The 21,633-nt window shown below is 72.4% G+C and carries 20 protein-coding genes; 6 read left to right on the top strand and 14 right to left on the bottom strand.

Annotation, left to right across the window (positions count from 1 at the left end; translation table 11 throughout):
• From cofD to AC3ANN_RS17195, 10 genes are all read right to left on the bottom strand, one after another.
• Positions 1–984, bottom strand: a complete 984-nt coding sequence (cofD, locus tag AC3ANN_RS17150; protein ID WP_488338589.1) for a 2-phospho-L-lactate transferase — start codon at positions 982–984, stop codon at positions 1–3.
• A 7-nt stretch (positions 985–991) separates the two neighbouring features.
• The gene (locus tag AC3ANN_RS17155) at positions 992–1,834 is read right to left on the bottom strand and encodes a uroporphyrinogen-III synthase (protein WP_488338590.1); all 843 of its coding nucleotides are present in this window, start codon (positions 1,832–1,834) and stop codon (positions 992–994) included.
• Between the two features lie 158 nt (positions 1,835–1,992).
• The gene (locus AC3ANN_RS17160; protein ID WP_488338591.1) at positions 1,993–2,271 is read right to left on the bottom strand and encodes a DUF3618 domain-containing protein; all 279 of its coding nucleotides are present in this window, start codon (positions 2,269–2,271) and stop codon (positions 1,993–1,995) included.
• On the bottom strand, positions 2,261–2,662 hold the full coding sequence (locus AC3ANN_RS17165) for a phage holin family protein (RefSeq protein WP_488338592.1): 402 nt from the start codon (positions 2,660–2,662) through the stop codon (positions 2,261–2,263). Before AC3ANN_RS17165 ends, AC3ANN_RS17160 begins: the two co-directional genes overlap by 11 nt.
• A gap of 1 nt (position 2,663) precedes the next feature.
• Positions 2,664–3,050 (bottom strand): hypothetical protein, encoded by a 387-nt coding sequence (locus tag AC3ANN_RS17170; RefSeq protein ID WP_488338593.1) that lies wholly within the window; start codon positions 3,048–3,050, stop codon positions 2,664–2,666.
• Positions 3,051–3,149: 99 nt separating this feature from the next.
• Complete coding sequence (locus AC3ANN_RS17175) at positions 3,150–4,667, bottom strand: protoporphyrinogen/coproporphyrinogen oxidase (RefSeq protein ID WP_488338594.1); 1,518 nt, start codon at positions 4,665–4,667, stop codon at positions 3,150–3,152.
• A gap of 52 nt (positions 4,668–4,719) precedes the next feature.
• Positions 4,720–5,541, bottom strand: a complete 822-nt coding sequence (locus AC3ANN_RS17180; protein WP_488338595.1) for an ABC transporter ATP-binding protein — start codon at positions 5,539–5,541, stop codon at positions 4,720–4,722.
• Entirely contained in the window at positions 5,538–6,572 is a 1,035-nt protein-coding gene (locus AC3ANN_RS17185) for an ABC transporter ATP-binding protein (RefSeq protein WP_488338596.1), read from the bottom strand. Before AC3ANN_RS17185 ends, AC3ANN_RS17180 begins: the two co-directional genes overlap by 4 nt.
• A gap of 4 nt (positions 6,573–6,576) precedes the next feature.
• The gene (locus tag AC3ANN_RS17190; protein WP_488338597.1) at positions 6,577–9,321 is read right to left on the bottom strand and encodes an FtsX-like permease family protein; all 2,745 of its coding nucleotides are present in this window, start codon (positions 9,319–9,321) and stop codon (positions 6,577–6,579) included.
• Entirely contained in the window at positions 9,318–11,702 is a 2,385-nt protein-coding gene (locus AC3ANN_RS17195) for an FtsX-like permease family protein (protein ID WP_488338598.1), read from the bottom strand. The genes AC3ANN_RS17190 and AC3ANN_RS17195 overlap by 4 nt, the downstream gene beginning before the upstream one ends.
• A gap of 99 nt (positions 11,703–11,801) precedes the next feature.
• Here AC3ANN_RS17195 and AC3ANN_RS17200 point away from each other — a divergent pair, with 99 nt between their 5' ends.
• The 6 genes from AC3ANN_RS17200 to AC3ANN_RS17225 all read left to right on the top strand — a co-directional run bounded on the left by AC3ANN_RS17200 (position 11,802) and on the right by AC3ANN_RS17225 (position 16,304).
• Positions 11,802–12,389, top strand: coding sequence for an HhH-GPD-type base excision DNA repair protein (locus AC3ANN_RS17200; RefSeq protein ID WP_488338599.1), 588 nt, complete (start codon positions 11,802–11,804; stop codon positions 12,387–12,389).
• A gap of 67 nt (positions 12,390–12,456) precedes the next feature.
• A complete protein-coding gene (locus AC3ANN_RS17205) occupies positions 12,457–12,879 on the top strand; it encodes a DUF1801 domain-containing protein (protein ID WP_488338600.1) in 423 nt (140 codons plus the stop codon).
• A 72-nt stretch (positions 12,880–12,951) separates the two neighbouring features.
• Entirely contained in the window at positions 12,952–13,548 is a 597-nt protein-coding gene (locus AC3ANN_RS17210) for a DUF1349 domain-containing protein (RefSeq protein WP_488338601.1), read from the top strand.
• Positions 13,549–13,671: 123 nt separating this feature from the next.
• The gene (locus tag AC3ANN_RS17215) at positions 13,672–14,139 is read left to right on the top strand and encodes an NfeD family protein (RefSeq protein ID WP_488338602.1); all 468 of its coding nucleotides are present in this window, start codon (positions 13,672–13,674) and stop codon (positions 14,137–14,139) included.
• 57 nt (positions 14,140–14,196) lie between these two features.
• On the top strand, positions 14,197–15,720 hold the full coding sequence (locus AC3ANN_RS17220) for a flotillin family protein (protein ID WP_488338603.1): 1,524 nt from the start codon (positions 14,197–14,199) through the stop codon (positions 15,718–15,720).
• Positions 15,721–15,836: 116 nt separating this feature from the next.
• Entirely contained in the window at positions 15,837–16,304 is a 468-nt protein-coding gene (locus AC3ANN_RS17225) for a GNAT family N-acetyltransferase (protein WP_488338604.1), read from the top strand.
• Between the two features lie 31 nt (positions 16,305–16,335).
• Here the strand turns inward: AC3ANN_RS17225 and recQ are convergent, their stop codons facing one another.
• From recQ to AC3ANN_RS17245, 4 genes are all read right to left on the bottom strand, one after another.
• The gene (gene recQ, locus AC3ANN_RS17230) at positions 16,336–18,309 is read right to left on the bottom strand and encodes a DNA helicase RecQ (RefSeq protein ID WP_488340865.1); all 1,974 of its coding nucleotides are present in this window, start codon (positions 18,307–18,309) and stop codon (positions 16,336–16,338) included.
• A gap of 130 nt (positions 18,310–18,439) precedes the next feature.
• Positions 18,440–19,438 carry a class I mannose-6-phosphate isomerase gene (locus AC3ANN_RS17235; RefSeq protein ID WP_488338605.1) on the bottom strand — a complete coding sequence of 333 codons (999 nt, stop codon included), beginning with the start codon at positions 19,436–19,438 and terminating at the stop codon, positions 18,440–18,442.
• Positions 19,435–20,736: an ADP-dependent glucokinase/phosphofructokinase gene (locus AC3ANN_RS17240; RefSeq protein ID WP_488338606.1), complete on the bottom strand. Its 1,302-nt coding sequence runs from the start codon at positions 20,734–20,736 to the stop codon at positions 19,435–19,437. Before AC3ANN_RS17240 ends, AC3ANN_RS17235 begins: the two co-directional genes overlap by 4 nt.
• Before the next feature lie 27 nt (positions 20,737–20,763).
• Entirely contained in the window at positions 20,764–21,627 is an 864-nt protein-coding gene (locus tag AC3ANN_RS17245) for a ketose-bisphosphate aldolase (protein ID WP_488338607.1), read from the bottom strand.
• Positions 21,628–21,633: the final 6 nt, after the last annotated feature.

Below are 21,633 nucleotides of genomic sequence, written 5' to 3' on the forward strand. Positions count from 1 at the left end.
TCAGAGACCGGCCGTCACGAACGCCGCCTCGGCGAGTGCGGTCGAGCGCGCGGCATCCGTCATCCACAACGGCGCCACGATAGGACGGATGCCGAACCCGGCGACCTCGCTCGCCAGAGCCTCGTCCTCTTCGGCCAGCAGCCAGGCGTCGATCAGGCCCCCGTCCGAGCGCGGACCGTACAGGCGGGCGACCGCCGCCGCGGACGTCTCGACCCCGATCGCCGTGAGGCAGACGTCGGCCATGCCCCGCACGACGCGTCCGCCGATGATCGGCGAGACGCCGACGACCGGTGCGGGTGTTTCGCGGAGCGCCTCGCGCACCCCGGGGACGGCCAGGATCGGGCCGATCGACACGACCGGGTTCGAGGGCGCGAAGAGCACGGCATCGGCCCGCGCGATCGCCTCGACGACGCCGGGCGCGGGCGCCGCGTCGGCGATCCCCGGGTTCTCGAACCGCGACGGCGGCAGCGTCGCGCGGTGCCGCGTCCACCACTCCTGGAAGTGCAGGCGCGAGCCGTCGCCGAGCACGACGACGGTGTCGACCTCGGCATCGGTCATCGGCAGCAGGTGCGCGCCGAGCGACCAGCGGTGCGACATCCGCTCGATCACCTGCGTCGGGGTGAGCCCCTCGCGCAGCCAGCCGGTTCGGGCGAGGTGCGTGCCGAGATCGAGGTCGCCGAGCGTGAACCACGGCCAGCCGGCGCCCCAGGCCTGCAGCTCCTCGTTCACGCGCTCGGTGTCTCCCTGCCGACCCCAACCGCGCTCGGTGTCGTTGACCCCGGCGAGCGCGTAGGTGATCGAGTCGACGTCGGGCTGGAGCCGCACGCCCGACAGCCACAGGTCGTCGCCGGTGTTGACGACGACGGTGAGCGCCGAGGCGGTGTCTGATATGCCACGGGCGCGGAGGGCGTCGCGCACGCCGAGGACGAACCGCGAGCCCCCGACGCCGCCGGCGAGCACGACGAGGCGGGGCGAGCCGCTCATGCGCTCGTCAGCCTCGCTGCTCGGTGCCCGGCAGCCGGAGCGCGGCGGTTCTGGGGGCGAACTCGTCGGCGGCGTGCGGCAGCGAGAACTTCCCCACCGCGTCGATCAGCGCGTCCACGGTCTGCACCTCGGCGACGACATCGACGTCGAGTCCCGCGCGCTTCGCGTCGCGCGCTGTGCGCGGCCCGATCGCGGCGATGAGTGTCGTCGCGGGGATCTCGGGGAACTGCAGATGCACCTGCTCGGCGACCGAGCCGCTGGTGACGAGGATCGCGTTGATGCGGCCGGAGCGCACGTCCTCCGCGATGCGGTCCGTCACCGGCACCCCGACGGTGCGGTAGGCGACGACACTGCGCACGCGGTGCCCGGCGTCGGACAGCATGCGAGTCAGGACGGGTTTGGCGATCTCGCTGCGGAGCGTGAGGATGTCGCGCGGCTCGGGCTCGAGGGCGATCATCTGCTCGGCCATGCCGGCGGCGGAGTTGTCCTTCTCGGGGACGAGATCGACGTGGTACCCGACGGCGAGAAGAGCCGCGGCGGTCGTCTCGCCCACGGCCGCGATCTTCGTTCTCGTCGGCACCGAGGCCCGGTAGGCGTAGAGCACATCGACGGTCGTGGCGCTCGTCACGGTGAGCCAGTCGAACCTGCCGGCCGCCAGATCGGCCAGCGCGTCGTCGAGCGCGGCCTGGTCGTTCGTCGGCGCGAAGTTGATGAGCGGTGCGATCACCGGCGTCGCACCCTGCCGCCGCAGCGTCGCCGCGACGCCGTCACCCCATGGCCCGCCGCGAGGCACGAGAACGCGCCAGCCGGCGAGCGGCTTGGCAGGTTGGTGCTGGGGGGCTGTGTTCATGAAGGGTCGACTCTCGTGATGCTCAGTCGGCCGCCCAGGACGTTCGAGCAGCCGATGCGCGGATCGAATCGGGTTCGCGCGATCGGCAGCATACGCACCATTGCACTGCCTTGACTCCCGAGCATACCCCTCCCTCCCGAAAGGTCTTCCCCGGTGCTTCAGCGCGTGTAGAGCCGCACCAGCCCCCACACCGCGGCGCCGATCGCGGCCGCACCCACGACGACCGCGACCGCGGCCGCGGCGGGATTGCGCCGCTGGAAGGCGCGCGCCTTCTCGACGCCGTCGTCGACCGCTCGGCCGACGCGTCGCGGCACGTTCGCCTTCTCTTCGATCGCGGCGAGCGCCGCCTTCAGCTCTGCCCTCGCCCGCTCGACCGGATCGTCGATCCCGAGCGGAACGGCGGTGCGGGGCACCGGCACGGGAGCCTCAGAGCTCATCGCGCACCTCCTTCACGTCCTGGGCGATCGACTGCACGGGATTCTGGCGCTGACCGATGCGCTTGAAGCGCAGGATGCCGAGCAGCGCCAGCACGGCCGTCACGATGAGCATCGCGAAGAACACCACGAGCGCCGACAGCCACACCGGCCACCACGACGAGAGCCCGGCGATCACGAAGGTGCCGAGCACGGGTACCGACCAGAACAGCACGAACAGCGCGGCGAACACCCACAGCGCTCCCCACCCGCCGTCCTTCGCCGTGCGCGCGAGCCATGCCTTGGCCGCATCGATCTCGGCGATGACCAGGTTGCGGACGAGCTCGGGGATCTCGCCGAGCAGCGTCAGCAGGCTGTCGTCCGCGCGGTCGCGGAAGCCACGCGGCGTCGTCACGTCACGCTCCGCCCCGGCCGTCGGCGGTGTCATCGACCGCCTCGTCGACGGCGTCCTTGACCGCCTTCGCCGAGGTCTTGGCGGCAGCCTCGACGTCGTCGGTCGAGTCCTTGCCGACCTTGAGCGCCGCGTCGAGCTTCTGACCGGGTGTGCCCTTCGCCCCCGCCGCCTGAGCGACCTTCACCGCGGAGTCCCACAGCGTCGACGGCAGCGCCATCGCCTGCGACTTCGCGAAGTCCTTGACCTTGCCCACCTGTTCCTGGACGGGGTCGAGGTTCCACACCTTCAGCCACTGCGTCTTGATCTGCTCGTAGCGTTCGCGGCCCGCCCTCGTGCCGAGCACGTACCCGATGGCGAGTCCGACGACGAGTCCTGCTTTGCCCCTCATGGGGTCTCCTCACGCTCGGTGTGCACCTGACGACCCTCCCAGGGTAGCCCTGTATTCCGATTCCGGCATCCACCCTTGACAGCGGGTGCCCGAACGCACTCACTCCGGCGTCGAACCGCCGAAGAGCGCGGCCGTGCGCACCCGATCCGCCTCGGCGCGGGCGTCCGCGACGACCTGGGCCAGGCCGCTTCCCGAGAGCCACGCGCCGACCGCCGCGAGCCCGGGGTGGGCGGCGACGCGCGAGCGCACGACGGTCGCGGCTGTTTCGTGCCCGAGAGCCGACGCCGGCGCGGCGAGCTCGAAGCGCGCGGTGTGCGCCGCGACGATGGCGCGCTCGTCGAGCGTGACGCCGAGGAGGGCGGATGCCTCCTCCCGCGCGCGCTCCACGGTCGCAGCGTCGGGAGCGCCGGTCTCCCCGGGCGCCGCGCCGGGCCAGAGGCTCTCAGCGGGCCGGTCGAACGCGACGCTCAGCACGTGCCGGCCTGGCCCGGCTTTCCGCGCGAGCCAGTCCCACCGCGCGGTCTGGTGCACGAGGCCCGATGCGCGGCGGGTGCCCGGGACCGGGTAGGCCTGCGCACCGCGAGGCGCCTCGTCGAGCGCGGGCTCGTCGACGACGAGCGTCACGATCTCCCTCACGACCGCTTCGGGTCCGGACGTCGCGTCCGCCGGTGCCACGCCGACGGCGTCGAGGAGGCGCAGCGCATCGACGCGCCCGGTCGCCACGATCACGATCTCGGCGTCGGCGCGTTCTATGGAGCCGACATCGTCGCCCGCGGTGCTCTCGACCTCGAGCCGCCACCCTCCGCCGTCGAGCCGCGACATCGCGGTCGCGCGGCTGTCGAGGACGATCTCGGCGCCGAGCAGCCGGAGCCGCTCCTCGAGGGCGATCACGAGCTGCGGCATCCCGCCGTCGAGGCTCTCGACCGTCGCGGCGCCCTGGGCTTCCCGGTCGACCAGCACGTCCGCGGCGGCGCCGGCGAGGGATCCCGTCCGCGTGAGCGCGGAGGTCAGGCCGGGCGCCGCCGCGACGACGTCGACGTCTTCGGGCGCGAGGCCGAACCGCCCCGCCGTGAGCGGGGCGACGAGGCGGTCGTGGACGGCGGCCCCCATGCGCGACCGGACCAGCTTGCCGAGGTTGCGCTCGGTGCCGATGGTGAGAGGCGGCCGGAGCCGGTCGACGTAGGCGCGCCACGCGCCGCGCCAGCCGATGATGCGCCGAACGCCCTCGTCCCACGGGTTCGCGGGGATCCCCAGCACGTTCTCGTCGGGCAGCGGTGCCGCCGTGCCCTTCGGCAGGCCCGCGATCCAGGTGCGGTCGGTGCGCGGAGCGACGACCCGGTCCTCGAGTCCGAGCTCCTCGACGAGCGCACGGACGGTTCCGCCGCTGGTCGACCAGCACGTCGCCCCGAGGTCGAGCGACAGCCCGTCGACCTCGGCGCTCGCGATCGTGCCGCCGAGCCGCGATGACGCCTCGACGACGGTGACCGGCATCCCGACCTTGGCGCACTCGAGCGCCGCCACGAGGCCGGCGATCCCGCCGCCGACCACCAGCGCGCGCGTCTCATGGGCGTGCGAGACGAGCCCTTCGAGCGGTTCCGGGTCGGTCACAGCACCCATCCTCGCATCCGCTCTTCGCGGTGCCCGCCTCGGGGGCAGCCGGGGCGCGCCGTCAGTCGTCCGCGTGGCGGAGCTGGTCGCGCGCTTCGGCGCGCGTGCGCGGAACAGCGGGAGCGACGGATGCCTCTGACCCTTCAGAATGCGTGTGCCCGGCCTCGGCCGCGGCCTCCCTCCCTGTCGCGGCGACCGGCCGACCGTCGACGGACGTCACCCGCCCGTCGTGCAGCTCGATGACACGGTCGGCGCGCTGCACGAGGAGCGGATCGTGCGTCGAGACGATCGCGGCGAGGCCCTGCGAGTGGACGAGGTCTCCGATGAGGTCCATCACCGTGGCCGCGGTGCGGGAGTCGAGCTGGCCGGTGGGCTCGTCTGCGATCAGCACGTGCGGACGCGCCGCGATCGCGCGGGCGATCCCGACGCGCTGCTGCTGCCCGCCCGACAGCTCGCCGGGCCGCTGCGCGGCGTGGTCGGCGAGCCCGACCAGGCGCAGCGCCTCGGCGACGCGCGCGTCGCGCTCAGCGGGCGGGGTCTTCGCGATCCGCAGCGGAAGCTCGACGTTCTCGGCGGCCGAGAGGATCGGGATGAGTCCGAACGACTGGAACACGAACCCGAGCCGCTCGCGGCGGAGCGCCGCGAGGTCCTCCTCGTCGAGGGCCGTCGCCTCGACGTCGCCGAGCCACACCTCGCCCGAGGTCGGACGGTCCAGCCCGCCCAGGAGGTTCAGCAGCGTGGTCTTGCCCGCTCCCGACGCGCCGCGCACCACCACGAGTTCACCCGCGGCGACGTCGATGTCGATGTCGACGCACGCGTGGACGTCTCCGGCGGGGGACGAGAACGTGCGAGTCAGCTTCTCGCCGCGCAGTGCGCTGGTCATGACGGCTCCTCCGTGGGGGTGTCGGATGCCGGGGGTCGGGGCGCCTCGACCGGCTCGGCGGCCGGGGCATCCGTCGCCTGTCCGGGCCACACGCCGACGTGATCGGCTTCGAGGGCGAGACGCACACGGTCCCGCAGATCCAGCGCGGTGACGAAGTCGTCGGGCAGCTGCAGGCGGCCGACGCGGTCCAGCACCGCGTACTCCTCGGCGACATGCTCTTCGGTGCCGTGCTCGTCGACCCGCGTCGATCGCAGCACCTCGGTGGACGTGCGGCCGTCGCGGATCTGAACGGTGCGGGCGACGTGCTCCGACACGGCGGGGTCGTGGGTCACGATGAGCGTCGTCACGCCGAGCTCGCGGTTGACCGAGCGCATCGCCTCGAGCACGTGGGCGCTGGTGAGGTCGTCGAGTTCTCCGGTGGGTTCGTCGGCGAGCAGCACACGCGGGCTGTTGGCGATGCCGACGGCGATCGCGACGCGCTGCTGCTCGCCGCCCGACATCTCGGCAGGCTTGCGGTCGGCGCAGTGCGAGACCTCGAGGAGGTCGAGCAGCTCTGCGACGCGCGCGCGTCGCGCGGCCGTGCCGCGAGCGGATCCCGTGATCGCCAGTGCGGCCGCGACGTTCTCGCTCGCCGACAGGTACGGCAGGAGGTTTCGCGAGGTCTGCTGCCAGACGAAGCCGACGCTGCGACGGCGGAACTGAACGCGCTCCTTCTCCTTCATCGTCAAGAGGTCGTGGCCGGCGACCCACGCCACGCCCGCGGTCGGCTGGTCGAGGCTCGAGAGGATCGACAGCAGCGTCGACTTGCCCGAGCCCGATGCCCCGACGACGGCGACGAGCTCGCCTCGATCGATGCGCAGGTTCAGTCCCTGCAGTGCCTGCACCTCGACACCGGCGCCGTTCGCAGCCGGCACCTTGAAGATGCGCACCAGGTCGGTGCAGAGGATGTCGGCATCAGGCGGTGTCGCCCCCGGTCGGTGAGCCGCCCCCGGTTGGTGGGCCACCCCCGGTCGGTAAGCCTGTCGAACCATGGTCCTATCCTTCCTCCACCGTGCGCAGGGCTCCCGCGGCGCGCACACGGCGCGAGAGGAGCAGGGCGATCACGGTGAGAATGACGGCGAGCGCGACGAACCCTCCGAGGGTGAGGAGGAGGATCGCGGGGTCGATCACGTACGCGGGCGCGACCGACGACCCGGTGAAGGGTCGCAGGTCGACTGCGGCCATCACGACGAGCGGGACCACCGCGCCGAACACGGTGCCGGCGATGACGGCGGCGGTCGCGGGCGGCCCGATCTCCCACAGGGCGAGCGACGACGACGAGCGGCGAGGCGCACCGAGCGTGCGCAGCAGGGCCAGCACGCGGGCTCGCGGCCCGGCTGCCAGCGTCAGCGTCATGACGATCGCGAGTGCGCTCAGCAGCGCCGCCACGCCGGTGGCGAGCAGGAGCGCCCAGCGCACTCCCTGCACTGCGGGGCCGGACTCGATGTCGGCGGCCACCTGCGCCGCGTCCTCGATGCGCACGGTCGGGCCCAGCACCTCGCGAACACCCTGCACGACGGCATCCGTCGATGTCTCGTCGTCCACGCTCACGAGGATCGTGCGGTCGCTCTGGTCGCGGCCGAGCACGGCTTCGGCGTAGGACGAGTCGACCGCCACCCAGTTCTCGCGACCCCCGATGGGGACCGGGCCGCGGGTGACGCCCACCAGCTCCGCGTCGACGCCGTCGAGGCGCAGCTCGTCGCCGTCGCCGATGAGGTCCGCCGCGGCGCCCGATGCGACCAGCGGCATCGGCCCGTCGGCCACCGGCTCGAGCGAGACCCCGGACGGCAGCATCCCCGGTCCGTCTCCCTGCGCGGCGCGCAGGTCGGCGGCGTCGACCAGGAACACCGAGGTGCCCTCTCGCACGCCCCCGATGTCGAGGGTCGCGGGCTCGGCGCCCGAGATGCCCGTCGCGAGCTCGACGCCGTCGACCTCGTTCACGCGGTCGAGCTGCTCGCGCGTGAACAGACCGCCGTCCACGCGCAGGTCGGCGCCGACCTGCGCGCGCGAGGCCTCGGTGACACCGGTCTGCAGGGTCGACAGCAGCACGCCCGACGACATCGCCACCGACACGCCCACGACGAGCGCGAGCACGGGGGTGATCCCGAGCGTCGGTTCGCGCAGGGCACGGGCAGAGCCGACGAATGCGTCGAGGTCGGGCCCGCGGCTCGCCCGCGCGTGCGCCGCGGCGAGCGGCAGCGGATACACGCGGATCGTGAGGAGGCAGGCCACGAGCGCCAGCAGCAGCGGGGTCGCCGCGAGGAGCAGATCGACGCCCCCGCTGTAGCCGCGGAGGAACAGCAGCGCTAACGCGATCGCCGCGAGGCCCGCGACGACCCCCTCGGTGATGAGCCGCAGGCGGGACCCGCGACGACCGAGATCCGTGCGGGACTGCCGCTCGGCGACCGAGGGGGCGAGCACGAACAGGATCGCGATGGGCGCGAGCCCCGTCAGCAGGGCCGTCGCCACACCCGCGGCGTTCGGTGCGGCGCCGAACCCGATCGACGCGACGACCGTCGCGACCGCGATTCCGACGAGCGCGGGGATCACGCCCACGATCGCGCCCTCGGTGGCGAGCAGACCGCGCAGCTGGCCGAGCGACGCACCGCGCGCCGACAGCAGCCGCAGGCTCGGCCGCCGGCCCTCGAGGATCAGCCGGCAGCCGAGCAGCAGCACCGCGGCGGCCACGCCCACGGGACCCGCGACGAGCATCGCGATGACTCCCGCCGTGGAGCGCTGCTGCGCGAGCGCCGACTCGATCGTCGCGGTGATGTCGGCGTCGAATCCGAGGCTGAGCAGACCCGCACCGTCGGCCATCGTGCCGATCGTGTGTGAGACGGCGGCCAGCTTGTTGAGCGCCGCGACCGTCGACTCGGCGTTGTCGCCGTCGATGCGGTCCGTGTCGACGGGGTACCAGACGAGCGTCGAGCGCTCGTCGCGGAGGGTTCCGATGGTGACGAGCGAAGCCGGGTGCGCATACGCGGTGGCGGTGACCCGTCGCGGCTGGTCGCCGTCGTCGAAGACGAACGGCTCGAGCACGGAGGTGACATGGTCCCAGTACCCGGACTGCGGATCGATCGCGTCGAAGATCCCGACGAGCTCGAGCTCGATGAGGAAGCGCCGCGTGTCACCGACGGTTCTGACCTCGCCGACGTCCCACTCCAGCTCGGCCGCCGACTCCGGCGAAAGGATCACCTCGATGCGGTTGCCGATGAGGAAGCCGCCGATGCCGGTCGGGGACTCAGGAAGGTGACTGACCGCGGGCTCCGGCATCCGTCCCTCGACGATGCGGATCTCGTCCTCGTATGCCGGGTCGAAGGCGATCGTCGCGGCACGCGTGCCGTCGCCCTCGAGGATCTGGTTGTCGAGGCTGCGCGTGATCATGCGGCCGGGCCCCAGCACGTCGGGGAGGGGTGCGTCCGCGCCCTCGCGGATGTCTTCTACCGACGCGCTGAAAGTTCCCCAGATCTCCTCCGTCGTCGCCGGCTCCGGGGCTCGCTCCTCGCCGAGCTGCGGAAAGGCGGTCACGCCGACGTTCTCGGACACGACGTCTCGCACCGTCGGCGGAACCGCGTCGAGCCGATCGCGCAGCGTCGCGTCGCCGAGAGCGCTCAGCGCCACCGGCGCGGCGGCGGCGAGCACCGCGAGCACGAACACGAGCAGCGCCACGATCGCGCCGCCACCCGCGTGCGATCGGACGTGGTGCGCGACGAGCGCGCGCGTCGAGACGCGACGGCTCATCGGGATTCCTCCCCCACCGTCGCGGTGCGGGAGGCACGCGAGACACTCACCGCGACCGCAGCGACGATGACCGCGAGGCCCGCGGCGAGGGCGGCCGCGGCGATTCCGAGCGGCGCCCACGAGAACGAGATCCCGCCCGCGAGCGGAAGGATGCCGGGAGTCACCGCCCGCACCAGCTCGGGCACGATGAGCCCCGAGGCCAGCCCACCGGCCACGGCGCCCAGCACGAGCGCGGCGCCGAAGACGCCGCCGAGCTCGGCGGCGCGCATCCGCCCCTGGGTCGCGGCCGCGATGCCGAGCGCCCGCAGCACGCCGAGCTCGCGGCGGCGCGCTATCGCGAGCGTCTGGACGATCGCGAACGCCGCGACCAGCGACAGCGCCATCGCGCCCGCCGTCGCGATCCACCACCCCGGCACGAGGGCCTCCACGACGTCGGCGGTCACACCCGGCGCCGCCGTCGCGACCGGGCGATCGCCCAGCGCTGCGCTCACGGTGTCGTCGGCCGCCGGATCGCCCGCCGCCCAGACCGAGTTCGGGGCGACGTAGGACGCACCGCGCTGCAGCTGCGAGACCAGCAGGTTCTCCATGGGGACGAACAGAGCCAACGGCGAGACCGCGCCGGGCACGACATCGACGATCGACGAGACGACGACATCGCCGCGACGGCCGGTGCCGGCGTACCGGAACTCGAACGAGTCGCCCTCGACGATGCCGAGATGCGCGGCCAGTCCGCTCGTGACCGCGGCGGCGACGGGGGGTGCCTCGGTGTCGGGCCCGGTGCCGGCGAGCACGCCGCCATCCGCGAGCCACAGCGTCGCGTCGTTCGTGCCGCTGTGGAACTCTGCGGTGGATTCCGGGATGTCGAGCGGTCCGCCGCCCACGGCGTGCACAGACTCCAGGGTCACCTGAACCGTCGCGAACGAGGAGGCGCGGGCGCGGGTCACCCCGATCGCCAGCACGTGCCACGGGGCAGCCCCGCCGGGCAGCGCCCCCTCTGCGACCACGGTCGCAGAACCGTCCGGGCTCAGCATGGTCTCGCCGTCGAGGGCGACGAAGGCGGGGGCACCGGTCGCATCGAGGAGCACCGCGACGAGCTCGATGCTCGGGGACAGGTCCGTGTCGAACACGAGCCGAGTCGTCATCCGCAGGCCTGTCGCCGCGTCACCCAGCGGAACCGGGTCGGCGACGACGGTCCCGTCGACGTCGGAGGCCGCTTCGAGAGCGGCCTTGTCGACGAGACCACCCGCCGAGCTCACGACCGGGGCGATCTCGGATGCCGGCACCGCGATGATCTGGGCATCGGCATCGCCGATCTCGATGATCTCGACGAATGCGGGGGCCGCGGCATCCACCCCCTCGACAGCGGCGGCGGCTGCCACATCGTCGGGTCCGGCGTCCTGCGGCGACATGTCGACGCGCAGGTCGGCGCCGGCACGCACCGCGGCGGAGTCGGTGACCATCGCGGTCCACGTCGAGCCGTACGCCGACGCGAAGACGGCCTGAGCGACCGTGAGCGCGACGAGGAGCACGGCCACGGCGTAGATCGGTATGCGGCGAGCAACCTGCCGCGCGGGGTATCCGGGCTGCGCCGACGGGAATGCGGCGGCCGGCCGCGCCCACGCCACCGCGGCCGCGCCGAACACCGCGAGCGCCACGAGCGAGCCGGCCATGAGGACCACGGCGGGCGCGATGGCGACGATGGGGTCGAAGCCCGCGCCACGCGCGAGCGGCAGCTGCCACACGACCAGCGCGGAAGCCAGCAGCACGACCACGACGGCCGCTGTGGTGGTGGCACGACCGACGCGCGCACTCATGCGGGTCCGCTCACCGCGGCGGAGAGAGACGGCGAAGACGACGGCCAGCACGACGGCGGTCGCGAGCGCCCAGGGCCACGCCGCGAGCGCGTCACCCGGGGCGGCGCCGACGACGGCCGCGAGGCCCGCGGCGAGCGCCACACCGACCACAGCGCCCGCGAGCGCGACGACGACGGCTTCTGCGGCATCCGTCGTCCACGCCTGCGCGCGAGAGGATCCGCGCGCGCGGATCGTCGCGGTCTCGTGCTCGCGCGCCGCGGCGACGAGCCGGGCGAGCTGGGCGACCGCGGTGCCGGCGAGGAGCGCGACCATGAGGACGAGCGCGGGAGCGGCCGCGGCGAGCGCCGCGGCACCCGCCTCGACCTGATCGGCGACGTCGTCCGCCGGAACCCCGGGAGGCGGCGGGTCGCCTGCGGCGGCGACGGCGCTCTGGAGCCACGCGAGCACGACACACACCGTGGCGACCGCGACCGCGACGGTGGCCGCGGCGCTCGCGAGCAGTCCCGCACGAGCCCGCGCCCGCAGTGCGAGCAGTCGCGCCGGCGAGAGCGCGCGGCGATCGGGCATGGGCTCGGTCCTCCGCGGTTCGTCGGGCGTTGACGTAGGTCCTGCAAACCTAGCCGAACCGGCTCCCACAGAGCGGATGCCGGGTGCGAGACTGGAGCCATGACGCTCCACATCACGGGCGACGACGCCGCCGACCGCCTCCTCACCGACGACCCCCTTGCGCTGCTCATCGGGATGCTGCTGGACCAGCAGGTGGCGATGGAGACGGCGTTCGCGGGACCGCTGAAGATCTCGGAGCGCGCCGGCACGCTGGATGCCGCGGCCATCGCGACCTTCGACCCCGACGCGTTCGTCGAGCTGTTCAAGGCGACGCCCGCGGTGCACCGGTTCCCCGGATCGATGGCGGCCCGCGTGCAGGCCCTGTGCGCTGCCGTCGAGCAGGAGTGGAGCGGCGATGCGGCCGCGATCTGGCGAGACGGCGACCCCGACGGCGCCACGGTGCTGAAGCGACTCAAGACTCTGCCGGGCTTCGGCGAGCAGAAGGCGAAGATCTTCCTGGCCCTCCTCGGCAAGCAGTACGGCTTCACGGGAGAAGGCTGGCGTGAGGCATCCGCTCCCTACGGCGAGGACGGGTCGTTCCGCAGCGTCGCCGACATCGTGTCGCCCGAGTCGCTCACGAAGGTGCGCGAGCACAAGCGCGCGATGAAGGTTGCCGCGGGGCGGAGCAATGCGACGAAGGAGCGTTGATGCGCTCCGGGGCAAGGTCGAGTAGGCGAGGAACGAGCCGTATCGAGACCCTGAAGGTGGAGGCGTCATGAAGAAGACGGGTGGCAGCGTCGGCGCGTTCGTGGCGGGTGTGACGCCGGAGAAGCGGCGACGGGATGCCGAGACCATGGTCGCCCTGATGTCGGAGGTGACCGGGCGCGAGCCCGAGCTGTGGGGCACGATCGTCGGGTTCGGCTCGTGCCACTACCGGTACCCGACCGGCACGCAGGGCGATGCTCCGATCGCCGGGTTCGCCCCGCGCAAGCAGGCGACGACGGTGTACCTGCTCAACACCGACGCGCACAGCGAGCAGCTCGCGAAGCTCGGGCCCCACGACACCGGCGTCGGCTGCCTCTACATCAAGGACCTCGAGACTGTCGACGCCGACGTGCTGCGCGCCATCATCGCGGAGGACTACCGGCGCGTCCTCGCCGACGAGACCGAGGGCGTGACCTTCACCGTCACGGACTGACGGCGGGCCACCGCTGCGCAAGACTCCCCCCCACACCCCTGCGTCGCGGCGCACACACGAAAGCAGTGACTCTTGATCACGAACGTCTCCGGCGTGCCCGCGCTCGATTGGACGAACGGACCCACCCGATTCGAATCGCTCGGCGACGACGCCCTACTCCTCGAGGCTGCGGGCGGCGTGGATTGGACCAACGACGCGTCCGGCCAGGAGGCTGAGCCCCAGCATGGGGCGACGAGCCTCGCCTTCGCGGTCGACGGGGACTTCCAGCTGTCTGCGCGCGTGCGTGTCGACCACCCGCGCACCACGTTCGACGCCGGCGCGCTCACCGTGTGGGCGGACGAGGAGCACTGGGCGAAGCTGTGCTTCGAATGGTCGCCGGACGGAGCGGCGATGGTCGTGAGCGTCGTCACCAACCACTACTCGGACGACGCGAACGCCATCGACGTCGATACGGACGAGGTCTGGCTGCGCGTCTCGAAGATCGGACCCGCCTTCGCCTTCCACTGCTCGCCCGACGGTCGGCAGTGGCGGTTCGTGCGGCTGTTCCGCCTGCTGACCGATGCGCCCGTTCGCGCGGGCTTCCTCGCCCAGGCACCGCTCGGGGACGGCGCGACGGCGACGTTCACCGATGTGCGGTACACGCCCGGGACCCTGACACAGCTTCGCTGACCCGCGACGATCGGCTGCCGAGTCGCGGATGCCGCACGCCGCGTGATTCCACAGACTCCATCGCACGACGACCGCCCGCCGATAGGGTGAGGAAACCCCACCCCCTCGCCGTGGAGACAACTCATGCTGCCGTTCCTGATCGTCGGAGGCGTCGGCCTCGCCGTACTCCTCATCTCGCTCATCGTCGGTGACATCTTCGACCACTTCGAGATCGGCGACGGCGCGATCTCGGGAACCGCGCTGGGCATCGCGGCCGTCGTCTTCGGGGCATCCGGCGCCCTCACCTACACGTCGAACCTCGACCCGGTGTGGGCGTACGTGCTCGCGGCGGTGCTCGCGATCCTGGCCTACGTCGTCGCGGTGCTCTTCGTGAAACGGCTCACCAAGAGCTCGGACGGCATGCCTGCGTCGGCGGTGGGGCTCTCGGGCGTCACTCGCTCGACCGTCTCGCCCGCCGGCGGCGAAGTCAGCCTCGACGGTCCGCACGAGGTCGAGCGCCGGCTCGCGTACAGCGACGAGACCATCGCCGAGGGCGTCCGCATCCGCGTCATCGAGCATTCCGGCACCCGCGTCAAGGTCGCCGCGGAGTAGCAGCCACTCGCCGCCGGGCGCGACGCCGGGCGCGGCATCCGTCAAGAAAGGTCGTCAATGACGAACGAACTCATCCAGGTCCTCGCTGTCGTCGCGCTCATCGTCGCGGTGCTCGGCCTCATCACCTTCATCGCGCGACGCATCCGGCGCGTTCCGCCCAACGAGGCGCTCGTGATCGTCGGCCGCGGCGCCGGCCGGCCCGCGGAAGGCGAGATCGGCACCGGTCAGCGCGTCGTGATCGGCGGGCGCACCTTCGTGTGGCCGATCCTGCAGCAGGGCTTCTCGATCTCGCTCGAGCAGCGCCAGATCGGCATCACCGTCGAGGGCGTCGACAAGAACCGCATCAAGATCGCGATCAAGGCGTCGATCAACTTCAAGGTGTCGGGCACGGAGGAGGGCGTCCGCAGGGCCGCCCAGCGGTTCCTCTCGCAGCAGGACCTGCTGACCGAGATCATCAAGGAGTCGCTCGAGGGTTCGCTCCGGTCCATCGTCGGCGACATGACGATCGAGCAGATCATCTCCGACCGCAAGAGCCTGTCGGACCGCGTCGTCGCGGAGACCAAGGCCGACCTCGTCGAGCAGGGCCTCCAGGTGGATCTCCTCAACATCAGCGACATCTCGACGCCCGGCAGCGACTACCTCGCGAACCTCGGTCGCGCCGAGGCAGCGCGTGCCCGCCAGGTCGCCGAGATCAGCGAGGCCGAGGCGTCGCGCGCCAGCGAGTTCGCGCGCATCGAGGCGGCCGAGCAGATCGCCGAGCGTCAGAAGGCGCTCGCCCTCAAGCAGGCGACGATCAAGGCCGAGACCGACCGTGCCAACGCCGAGGCCGAGGCTGCGGGCCAGCTCGCCACCGCGGAGCAGGACAAGCTCGTCGCCGTGCAGGAGCGCGAGGCTCTCACCGAGCAGGCGCTGGTGACGCAGGAGCGGCTCGACATCGAGATCCGCAAGCCCGCCGAAGCGCAGGCCTACGCCGAGGTGCAGCGCGCGAACGCGCAGCGCGACGCCGCGAACGCCGCGACCGAGGCCGACGCCTACAAGCGCACGAAGATCGCCGAGGCGAACAAGGTCGCCGCCGTGCAGGACGCCGAGGCCGCCGCGACCGCCGTGCGCGTGTCGGGTGAGGCCGAGCGTGACAAGCAGGTCGCCCTCGCAGCGGGCATCAAGGCCGAGGGCGAGGCGCGTGCGTCGGCGATCCAGGCCGAGGGTCTCGCCGAGGCCGCGTCGACCGACGCGAAGGCGCTCGCCCTCCAGAAGTACGGCGAGGCCGCCCTCGCGCAGGAGATCATCTCGCGCCTTCCCGACATCGTGCGGGCCGCCGCCGAGCCCATCGCCTCGATCGACAAGCTCACGGTGGTATCGACCGACGGCGCGTCCGAGATGACCAAGACCGTCGGCCGCGTGCTCAGCGAGGGCACCGACGTGGTCAAGGGCCTCACCGGGCTCGACATCAGCACGCTGCTGCAGGCGTACGCGCTCAAGACCGCCGGCGCCGACGCCGTCGCGGCGGTGGACGGCTCGAAGACGGTGGCGAAGAACGCCGCCAAGGCCGCCGCTGCGGCGACGGCCGGCGCGACCAGCTGACCCTCGTTTCAGTCAAACGGATGCTGCGCCGCAAGTCTGCGGCGCAGCATCCGTCGTCTTGCTCGCCGATGCACGCGGCGCGTGCGCCCGTCGTCGTGTCGCCGTACCGTGGAGGCATGGCCATCGCACCCGTTCGCCGGGCGTCGGCGGACGACGCCGGCGTCGTGGCGCAGCTGCTCCACGACTTCAACACGGAGTTCGACACCGAGACCCCAGGACCCGCGGTCCTGCAGGAGCGGCTCACCGACCTGCTCGCGGGGCCATCGACGTTCGCGCTGCTCGGCGGGGAGCCCGCCGTCGGGCTCGCGCTCGTGACGCTCCGCCTCAACGTCTGGTATCCGGGGCCCGTAGCACTCCTCGACGAGCTGTATGTCGCCCCGGCGTACCGCGGCTCCGGCATCGGCGGCGCCATCATCGAGCGGCTCGTCGGGGAGTGCGCCGCAGCCGGCGTCTCGGCGATCGAGGTCAATGTGGACGAAGGCGATGCCGACGCCCTGCGCTTCTACGACAGGCACGGCTTCCACCTGCTGCAGCCCGGCACCGGCGAACGGGCGTTCTACCTCTCCATGGAGCTCGGCTCCTAGCTTCCGCCGCGAGCCGGACGAGAGCGGCGGGTCAGGCCGCGGCGGCGACCACCTCGAGCACGGCCTCGCCGTAGGCCTCGCGCTTCTTGGCGCCGATGCCGGTGACGCCGTCCAAGTCGGCGAGACTCGACGGGCGACGCTGCGCCAGCGCGCGGAGCGTCGCGTCGCCGAACACGATGTAGGCGGGCACGCCGAGCTCCTTCGCGACAGCGGCGCGCCACGCCCGCAGCGCCTCGAACAGCGCGACGTCGCCGGGGGCCAGGTTGTCGGGCGCCGTGGTCTTGCGCACGCGCGCCGCGCCGCCGGAGCGCCCGAGCACGTCACGGCGCAGCGGCACTGGAGTCTCGCCGCGCAGCACGGCCGCGGCCGGCTCGCCGAGCGCGAGCGTGCCGTACTCGCCGCGGGCGACGAGGATGCCGCGGGCCAGCAGCTGCCGGATGACGCTTCGCCAGTCCTGATCGCTGAGGTCGGCGCCGAGACCGTACGTCGATAGAGAGTCGTGTCCCTGCTGGCGGATGCGGTCGGTCGAAGCGCCGCGCAGGATGTCGACGAGGTGCCCGGCGCCGAAGGCCTGACCGCGCTCGCGCTGCAGCCGGACGATCGTCGACAGCAGCTTCTGCGCGGGGACCAGGCCGTCCCACGTGTCGGGCGACTCGAGGCACGTGTCGCAGTTGCCGCACGGAGCGGAGTCCTCGCCGAAGTAGGCGAGCAGGTTCTGGCGACGGCATCCGACGGTCTCGCACAGGGCCAGCATCGCGTCGAGGTGCTGCCCCAGGCGCATCTTGAACGCGCGGTCGCCGGGCGACTGATCGATCATGCGGCGCTGCTGCACCACGTCGCCGAGTCCGTAGGCCATCCAGGCGACGGATGCCTCGCCGTCGCGGCCGGCGCGGCCGGTCTCCTGGTAGTACCCCTCGACCGACTTCGGCAGGTCGATGTGCGCGACGAACCGGACGTCCGGCTTGTCGATGCCCATGCCGAAGGCGATCGTCGCGACCATCACGACACCGTCCTCGCGCAGGAACCGGGACTGGTTCGCGGCCCGCGTCTCGGCGGGAAGGCCCGCGTGATACGGCAGCGCGTCGATGCCCTGACCCGAGAGATACTCGGCCGTCTGCTCGACCGACTTGCGGCTGAGCGCGTAGACGATGCCCGCGGCTCCGGCGCCCTGGGAGCGGATGAAGGACACCAGCTGGCGGCGCGGATCGGTCTTGGTCTCGATGCGGTACTGGATGTTGGGCCGGTCGAAGCTCGAGACGAAGTGGCGGGCCTTGGGCAGCACGAGCCGCTCGGTCATCTCACGGTGCGTCGCGCGCGTCGCCGTGGCGGTGAGCGCGAGCCGCGGGACACCAGGGAACCGCTCGGCGAGCCCGCCCAGCGCGAGATAGTCGGGGCGGAAGTCGTGGCCCCACTGCGACACGCAGTGCGCCTCGTCGATCGCGATGACGCTCAGCCGGCCCCGCGCGAGGAACCGCAGCGTGGACTCGGTGTTGAGCCGCTCGGGTGCGACGTACAGCAGGTCGAGCTCGCCGGCGAGGTACGCGCGCTCGACGGCGGCGCGCTCGGGTGGCGCCTGCGTCGAGTTGAGGTACGCGGCGCGCACGCCGTTGGCCACCAGCGCGTCGACCTGGTCGTGCATGAGCGCGATGAGCGGGCTGACGACGAGCCCGGTTCCCGGCCGCACGAGCGCCGGCACCTGGTAGCAGACGCTCTTGCCGCCGCCGGTCGGCATGAGCACGACCGCGTCGCCGCCGCCGATGACGTGCTCGACGATCGCGCCCTGCTCACCGCGGAAGGTGTCGTATCCGAAGACCTCGTGCAGCACGACACGGGGATCGAACCCGGTGAAGTCACGCCGCGGACCGGCGCCCTCGAACGGGTCGTACGCCCCGCCGCCTGCGGCTCCGGGGTCTGGCGGCGGAAGCCAGCCGTCGTCGGGCCCGCCGACGAAGTCCGGGATCGGCGGATCGTCGTCGGGCGGCGGGGCGTCCGCGTCGGCCCACATGAGGTCGGCGTACGGGTCGCCCTGCGGATCGGTCACCCGTCCCAGGGTAGCCGCGGCATCCGACGCGGACTCCGCCGCCTCCGGATCCGTGCAGAGGGCCGCGGCGACCGACCCTGGGGAGGAGCCGACGTCACCGCGGAAGAGGCGGGCGGCACACGAGCACGTCGGCCAGGCCGCGCGCCCGTACCGACCCCGCGGCGTGCGGGAGCACGGCGGTCGAGCCGCGGACCAGCCGCGTCGATGCGCCGCCCTGCTTCCCCGCGGCCTCGAGCTCTCCGTCGATCACCACCGCGATCGCGAACCCGGGATCCAGCGCCGCCGTACCGTCGACGCGCACGTGCTCGAGCCGGAAGAAGCGATCGGCGTCGGCGGGCAGGAGCGACCCTCCGCCACCTGCCCGGTGCACCAGCGCGGCGACGTCGTGCCGCGAACGGGCGGTGCGCTCGACCGCGCCGAGCGCCGTCTCGAAGCCGACACCGAGGTGCCCCTTCGCGGGCCCGTCGATCGCGAAGCCGTCCCACTCGACGAGGATCGAGAGATCCTCGGGCTCCTGCAGCTCGACGAGGAGGATGCCCTCGCCGATCGCGTGCAGCACTCCGGCGGGCACGTGAACGACGTCGCCCGGTGCGACTTCGAGGCGATGCATCGCCCGGAGCATCGCGGCGGTGTCCTGTCGCTCGACGATGCCGTCGAGCTCGGCGCGGGCGAGGTCCCGCGCGAGCGCGAGGTGCACCTCACCAGGAGCGAGGATGTACCACGCCTCGGTCTTGCCGTGCGCAGCGCCCAGGTGCGCAGCCGCCCACGCGCCGTCGGGATGCGCATGCACCGGGAGCCGCTGCCCCGCATCCAGCAGCTTGACGAGCAGCATCGGATCCGCGCCGAACGCGGCGGTGTGCTCGGCGCCGAGCCACCACTGCGGATCGGCTGCGATCGCGTCGGCGAGAAGGCTGCCGTCTGCCAGGACGGTCTGGCCCGCAGGCGCCTCCCCGTTGACGGGGGTGACCGAGCCGACCCAGTCCTCGGGCTCGTACTCGCCTGCCGGAGTCTCGCCGCGAAGATCGGTGATGCGGCGGCCGCCGCGGTAGAACCGCGCTGCAGGCCGGTTGGACGGCAGCACGACGATCGTCATGTCGGGTTCCCGTTCGCCGTGACGGAGGCCGCGGCTGGGTCCACGCGCCCGGAGGCTCCGGGTGACGCGCCAGCGGCGCCTGGAGGGGGCATGGGGACCGTCAGGCGCTCCTCGCGCGGCGCGAGCGCGGCGATGAAGCCGCCCACGAACGTGTCGCCCAGTCCGATCGTCGTGGGGGACGCGACGTCGAGGTCGTACGCCGGCACGCACGCGGCGCGCCCGGCGAACCGCCGCTCGAGTTCGACCGCGAACGACACTGCCTCGACCTGCCGGGGCAGCCGCTGCGTCGCCGCGTACTCGGCGGCGTCGAGCGCGTCGCCGACGCGGAACCGCGTGCCTGCCATCGTCACGCCGCCCTCGAGGGCGTCGCGCCACCGCGGCGTGCCGGACGCCACCGCGACGGCCCAGTGCTTCGTGTGCACGACCAGAGTGCGCGCCGGGATCAGCTCGGTCGCGCGGCGCAGGCCCCGCTCAGCCGCATCCGCGTCGAGCAGGTCGAACGCGCCGCCGAGGTAGCCGAACAGCTCGTCTTCGTTGAGCCCGTAGACGTCGACCGCCGGAGCCATCGCATCGCGCACGCGCAAGCCGTGAGCGGGGTCGTGCGAGCCGGCGTCCTCGAAGATCGCGATCGCGCCGGTGGGCCGCCCTGCGATCGCCTGTACGACTGTGGCGAGCCGGTCTTCCAGGACCGCGGCATCCTGAATCGTGTTGAAGCCCGAGGCGAGGAACACGCGGGCGCCGGCGACGAGGCCGGGCAGCTCGGGCGCGATGACCAGCTCGCGGTTGGGACGGTCGTTGACGTAGATGAGCCGGTTCGGATGTGGCGCCACCAACTCCGCATCGACCAGCCGCACGACCGTGCCCGCCGGGTACTGCACGATCACGTGGGGCTCGGTCGAGTCGCGTTCCGCGCTCGAGACCCACGAGACCTCGGGCGGCAGCAGTGCGCGGACGGTGTCGTCGATGCTCACCAGGTGCACGGTGCTGTCGACGCCGACGCGCGCCATCGCGAGCGCGGCGCGCACGCACGTGCCCCCGAGAGTCGTCTCGTACCGGAACCGCGCGGCGAACCGTTCGAGCACGTCGACCGACGACACGAACCGCTCGCCGCCCCGGCCGTCGCGCAGCAGCGCGAGCGTCGTGATCACGAGGCTGCGTTCGTCGTCGACGAGGATGGACGCGTCGAGATCGCGGGAACGGATGCCGTGCTCGAGGGCCAGCGCCTCGAGCACGGCGGAATCCCACGCGATCTCGTAGTCGACGGTGCCGCCGAGGCCGAGCACGCGTTCCGAGGTCACATCCAGATCCTTCCGCTCCGGCGCCGCTCAGTACAGCGATGCCTTGCCGGCCGCGCCGAACAGCTCGATCTTCTCGGCAGCGGTCGACTTCATCGCGGCGATGGGACCAGGCTGGATGGCGTTCGGCTCGCGCAGGCGCTCGTCGGTGCCGAGCACCTGCCGCATGCGGTTGTGGTACGAGACCTTGATGTCGCTCGAGATGTTGATCTTGTTGATGCCCAGCTCGACCGCGCGACGCAGCTCGCTGTCGGGGTTGGACGATCCGCCGTGGAGCACGAGCGGGATGCCGACGGCCGCCTTGATCTCCTGCAGCAGGTCGTGGCGCAGCTCGGGGTTGCGGTCGGCGGGGTACAGCCCGTGCGATGTGCCGATCGCGATCGCGAGGCTGTCGACGCCCGTCTGCTCGACGAAGCGGACGGCGTCGTCCGGGTTGGTGTAGATGATCTCCTCGGCTCCGGACTCGCCGTAGCTGTCGTTCGCGCCGATGGTGCCGAGCTCCCCCTCGACCTGGATGCCGACGGCATGCGCCGCCTCGACGACCTTGCGGGTGAGGGCCACGTTCTCGTCGAAGGGCTTCAGCGACGCGTCGATCATGACCGACGTGAACCCGGCGTGGATCGCCGTGATGATCTGCTCGAAGGTGCCGCCGTGGTCCCAGTGGATCGCAACGGGCACGCTCGAACGGTGTGCACGGGCATGCATCGCCGGGATGAGGTCGGTCGTGATGTGCGAGACCTCATCGGGATGGATCGCGATGATGACCGGAGCGGCTGTCTCCTCGCTGATGTCCATGACCCCGTTGAACATCGCCCAGTCGCTGATGTTGAATGCGGGGATCGCGAAGCCGTTCGCGTTCGCGACGTCGAGGATGGACTTGCCGGTGTAGAGCACGGGATT

It is taken from the genome of Microbacterium sp. STRO-2N (assembly GCF_057747775.1).

Bases quoted from the DNA above. Each gene is read 5' to 3' on its own strand.
- AC3ANN_RS17155 (WP_488338590.1), bottom strand. From the start codon at position 1,834: ATGAACACAGCCCCCCAGCACCAACCTGCCAAGCCGCTCGCCGGCTGG.
- recQ (WP_488340865.1), bottom strand. From the start codon at position 18,309: ATGTGGGCCGACGCGGACGCCCCGCCGCCCGACGACGATCCGCCGATC.
- AC3ANN_RS17220 (WP_488338603.1), top strand. From the start codon at position 14,197: ATGACGAACGAACTCATCCAGGTCCTCGCTGTCGTCGCGCTCATCGTC.
- AC3ANN_RS17190 (WP_488338597.1), bottom strand. From the start codon at position 9,321: ATGAGCCGTCGCGTCTCGACGCGCGCGCTCGTCGCGCACCACGTCCGA.
- AC3ANN_RS17160 (WP_488338591.1), bottom strand. From the start codon at position 2,271: ATGAGCTCTGAGGCTCCCGTGCCGGTGCCCCGCACCGCCGTTCCGCTC.
- AC3ANN_RS17195 (WP_488338598.1), bottom strand. From the start codon at position 11,702: ATGCCCGATCGCCGCGCGCTCTCGCCGGCGCGACTGCTCGCACTGCGG.
- AC3ANN_RS17225 (WP_488338604.1), top strand. From the start codon at position 15,837: ATGGCCATCGCACCCGTTCGCCGGGCGTCGGCGGACGACGCCGGCGTC.
- AC3ANN_RS17175 (WP_488338594.1), bottom strand. From the start codon at position 4,667: ATGGGTGCTGTGACCGACCCGGAACCGCTCGAAGGGCTCGTCTCGCAC.
- AC3ANN_RS17205 (WP_488338600.1), top strand. From the start codon at position 12,457: ATGAAGAAGACGGGTGGCAGCGTCGGCGCGTTCGTGGCGGGTGTGACG.
- AC3ANN_RS17170 (WP_488338593.1), bottom strand. From the start codon at position 3,050: ATGAGGGGCAAAGCAGGACTCGTCGTCGGACTCGCCATCGGGTACGTG.
- AC3ANN_RS17180 (WP_488338595.1), bottom strand. From the start codon at position 5,541: ATGACCAGCGCACTGCGCGGCGAGAAGCTGACTCGCACGTTCTCGTCC.
- AC3ANN_RS17215 (WP_488338602.1), top strand. From the start codon at position 13,672: ATGCTGCCGTTCCTGATCGTCGGAGGCGTCGGCCTCGCCGTACTCCTC.
- AC3ANN_RS17200 (WP_488338599.1), top strand. From the start codon at position 11,802: ATGACGCTCCACATCACGGGCGACGACGCCGCCGACCGCCTCCTCACC.
- cofD (WP_488338589.1), bottom strand. From the start codon at position 984: ATGAGCGGCTCGCCCCGCCTCGTCGTGCTCGCCGGCGGCGTCGGGGGC.
- AC3ANN_RS17235 (WP_488338605.1), bottom strand. From the start codon at position 19,438: ATGACGATCGTCGTGCTGCCGTCCAACCGGCCTGCAGCGCGGTTCTAC.
- AC3ANN_RS17185 (WP_488338596.1), bottom strand. From the start codon at position 6,572: ATGGTTCGACAGGCTTACCGACCGGGGGTGGCCCACCAACCGGGGGCG.